The organism is Dyella choica (assembly GCF_003977665.1).
Classification (GTDB): Bacteria; Pseudomonadota; Gammaproteobacteria; order Xanthomonadales; family Rhodanobacteraceae; genus Dyella_B; species Dyella_B choica.
In genome coordinates this window covers 1-4,467 of record NZ_RYYV01000055.1, presented here as the reverse complement: position 1 = coordinate 4,467, position 4,467 = coordinate 1, and the positions used below count along the sequence as shown (strand labels likewise).

Annotated in this window: 1 protein-coding gene; it reads right to left on the bottom strand. The window is 64.0% G+C overall.

The genetic code is table 11. The annotated features are described in order from the left end of the window. A partial coding sequence (locus EKH80_RS23565) for an SDR family NAD(P)-dependent oxidoreductase (RefSeq protein WP_126687240.1) occupies nucleotides 1–4,467 on the bottom strand: 4,467 nt, incomplete at both ends.

Genomic DNA, 4,467 nt, shown 5'->3' with positions numbered 1-4,467 from the left:
GCTCGATCACCTTCGCCTGGGCGTTCGGGTTCGGCACCGTGTAGCCGTTGGTCTTGCCGCCGTGGTTGATCGCCGTCGCGCGAATCACGCCATAGATATGGTCGCCATCGGCCACCGCCTGCGCCAGCGGCTTGAGCAGCACCGCACCCACGCCCTCGCCCGGCACATAGCCTTCGCCGCCCTCGCCGAAGCTTTCGCAGCGCCCCTTGCCCGAAATGAACTTGCCCTGCGCCAGCATCAGGTACTTGTTTGGATGGATCGATACGTTCACGCCACCGGCGACAGCCACAGCGCAACCGCCTTGTCTCAGGCTTTGACACGCCAGGTGGATGGCCGTCAGCGACGAGGAGCACATCGTGTCCAGCGCCAGGCTCGGACCATGGAAGTTGCAGTAGTACGAGATGCGGTTGGCGATCGACGCTGCACTGTTTGACACAGCCAGGTTCTGTCCCTGGGCTTGTGCTTGCGCACCGAATAACTGGTATTCCTCGTACATCGCACCCACGAACACACCGACGTTGCCTTCGGCCGCGGCGCTTTCGCGTGTGTAGCCAGCGTCTTCCAGCGCCCCGTGCACGCATTCCAGGAACAGCCTTTCCTGCGGATCGATCAACGCCGCCTCGCGTGGCGAGATGTTGAAGAACAGCGGGTCGAACTTGTCGACCTCGTCGAGGAAGCCGCCCCATTTGCTGTAGGTGGTGCCAGTCTTGCTACGGTCGGCGTCGTAGTAGCGCCGCCAGTCCCAGCGTTCCAGCGGGATCTCGGTGATGCTGTCCTTGCCGCCGCTGAGGTTGGCCCAGAACGACTCCACGTCGTTCGCCTGCGGATAGCGGCCGGACAGGCCGATGATCGCAATGGCGCCATTGTCCTGCGGCGCGTGACGCGGCATGAAACGCGATCGAACGCTGGACGCCGCCACGCTCTTCGCGTGGGGATGCGTCTTCGCCACTACGGCGGCGGCGGTCGCTTTTTCGCCAAGCAACTCGACCAGCGCAGCGTGATGATGCTGCAGGAAATAATCGGCCAGGGCGGCGAGGGTCTGGTACTCGAAGAATAGCGTCTTCGGCAACGCACCGAATATCTTCTCCAGCCTGGCGGTCAGATCCATGACCATCACCGAATCGATGCCGTACACCTCCATTGGCGCGCTGGCATCGATCTTGTCTGCCGACAGCTTGAGGGTTGTCGACAGCGTGCGTGCCAGATGCCGCAAGGTTTTTTCGCGCAAGTCTTCGGCTGCAGGCAGCGTGTGCCCGCTGTCGGCCGGAGCGGCAGCGGGCTCCACCGATACCGCCTTGACCGAAAGGGCAGCCTTCAACCGGTGCGCCACGCCCTCCACCACCAACACCTGTGCCGAACTGCTTGACCAGGCTTGCGCCAGGGCCGCGCAACCGTTGGCGGTGCGCATCGGCACCATGCCGATCTCGCGCAGCATGTGCGTGCGCGTGGCGTCATCGACCTGCATACCGCCTTCAGCCCACAGCGGCCAGTTCACGGCCAGCGTGCGTCCGCGGCGTTGACCTGCGGCAACCTGCTCGTTGCGATGGTGCGCGAAAGCATCCATGAAGGCGTTCGCCGCCGCATAGTCCGCCTGCCCGACGTTGCCGATCGCAGCGGTGATCGAAGAGAACACGATGAAGCAGTCCAGCGCGATCTGCGCGCTGGCCTCATCCAGGTTCAGCGTGCCGGCGACCTTCGCGCTGAAAACTTCACGCAACTGCTGCGGTGCCTTGCGGATCAGGAAGCTGTCGCGCAGCACGCCTGCGCTGTGGATGATGCCATCCAGGCTTTCATGCTCTTCCGGGATGCTGTGCACCAACTGCGTCAGCGCGGCTTTGTCGGCGACGTCAACCGCGTGATAGCGCACCACCGCGCCGAGCGTCTCCAGTTCGCGCACGTGCGCATGGATCTTTTCGTCCTGCAGGGAGCGCCCGGTCAGGATCAAGGTGGCGTTCTTCGCCTGCCGCGCGATCTCGCGCGCGAAGATCAGGCCCAACCCGCCTGCGCCGCCGGTAATCAAATAGACGCCGCGATCCTTCCACGGCGACGTCGCCGCTTGCACCGGCAGCTCGCTCCAGCCGGCGATCGAGCGTACGCCCTTCGCATAGCGGATATGCGATGCCTGGGTGTTCCGGTTTTCGGCCAGCGCCCGCGCGACGTCCTGCCCGGACTCGACCTGGATGACCTGGCCGACCAGGCGTGGATTCTCCAGCTGCGCGGTCCGCAACATGCCGCCAAGCCCAGCCAGCAAGGCACCCTCGCCTTCCGCCGGCGCCACGACTTGAATCAGATGCTGGCCCGGCTGTCCATTCAGTCCCTGCAGCAATTCCAGCAACGCGATGGCCGCCGCTTCGTAGCCGCGCGCGACGTCGCCACCAGCGGCGAGAGGCAACTGGATTACGTCCGGTATCTGGGCATGCACACCGCACAGCAACACCCGCTGCTGAGCGAACGCATGCTTCGAAAGGCGCTCATCGCCGATCGGCAGCCCCTTCCACGAAGGATGCATCAGCAAGGTCTGGAAAGACTCGACCGGCTCGGCGACGGTGGTCGCCAAGCGCAGCTCAAGCCGACCGAAGCGGATGCATACGACCCCTGCCTCATCGCACAGATCAATATCGAAGACCCGCGACGTCTCACGTTCGGCGTCGACGGCACCATGGCGCACCACCGCCCACATAGCGGCGGCGCAAGGCGCCAGCATCTCCAGCGAGCCCAGGGCTGCAGGCAACCACAAGCGCTGCCCGATGGTGGGCATGCAACCGAGAGCGGCCTGCCACGCCGCGTCCAGTACGCTGGGATGCAGAAGATAATCATCCTGAGTCGCCTGCACTGTTGCCGGCAATGCAATGCGCGCCAGCACGTGTTGTGGCGCGATGTACAGCTCGTTCAGGGCCTGGAAAGCAGGACCATACCGCAGGCCTGCTTCCGCGAACGCCGCATAGCATTGCGCCGCGCCCATTGACGATGGGCATTGTTCGCGCAAGAGGGCAAGGTTGTGCGCCGCCACTTCGGGCTGCGCATCGGCCAGTGCGATCACGATGCCCTGGCTATAGATCAACGCGTCGCCGTCTTCGTTGTCGCGGTAAAGCTCGAAGCCGATTTCGCCTCGGTCCAGCGGCGTCAATGCGATATGCAGGTCAAGCCCTTCTTCGCCGACGATGACCGGACGCTTCCACTCGATATCCCGCAGCTCAAGTGCGCAAGCCTCTCCCATGGCTTCACTGGCTGCATGGCGCACCATTTCCAACTGCGCCACACCGGGCAGTACGCGCGACTCCCGCACGACGTGGTCGGCCAGAAAGAATTCTTCGCCGCTGAAACGGGAGCTGAAACGTTGCAGTGAGAAGTTCGAGGTATTGCGGTGCACGAGCGGATGCAGCACCGCTGTAGCTGGCGCGGTCGCCGTATCCCGCGCGGCTTCGGTATCGAGCCAGTACCGCTCGCGGGCGAAGGGATAGGTCGGCAGGCTGATACGCCGTGGTGCTTGGCTATAAAGAGCCTTCCATGCCACCGGCAGACCCTTCACCCACAGGTCCAGCAATTTGCCGTGCTTGCCTTGGGTCATCCAGCCGGACAGCAAAGCCTCGGTTCCTTCATCGCCGACGAGCGTACTGAGCGCCTCCTTCGTCCGCCTCACCTGGCCGCGGTAGATTTCTTGCTGCTCCGCTTCGCCCGCCAGGTATCCGGCCAAGGCCGAACGAAGCTCACCCAGCGTATGCACCGCTACGCCAAGACGCTCATCCATCGCCTCGCGCCCTACCTGCAGCGTATAGGCGAGTTCGTCCAGGCGCAGCGAGGCATCGTTCTTTCTTGCCTCCAGGAAGGCCGACAGCTGAACCACTTGTTGCCGCAGTTGTTCCTCGTTACGAGCCGACAGTACGACCAATGCCGAGCCTGATTGAGCGACATCTGTGCGTGCCGGCGCGTCATACTCCTCGATCACTACGTGCGCATTCGCACCGCCTGCGCCGAAGGAGGAGATCCCCGCGATGCGCGGATAGGTGCGCGTGACGCCATCTTTTTCCACCACTGGCCGCTCCCACGGGGCCAGCGTCTGCTGCACCACGAAGGGCGTGGCGGTGAAGTCGATGTTCGGATTGAGCACACTCGAATGCAGGCTGGGGGCCAGCTGCCGGTGCTTGAGCTGCAGCAGCACCTTGGTGACGCCCGCAATGCCCGCCGCGCTTTCGCAATGCCCGATATTCGACTTGGCTGAACCGATCGCGCAGTACTGACGGGCCTGCGTCCATTGCCCGAACGCCTTGCTCAAGCCCGCGATCTCGATCGGATCGCCCAGGCTGGTGCCGGTGCCATGCGCTTCGATATAACTGATCGCACGTGCGTCCACGCCGCCATCGCGCAACGCCCGCTCGATCACCTTCGCCTGGGCGTTCGGGTTCGGCACCGTGTAGCCGTTGGTCTTGCCGCCGTGGTTGATCGCCGTCGCGCGAATCACGCCATAGA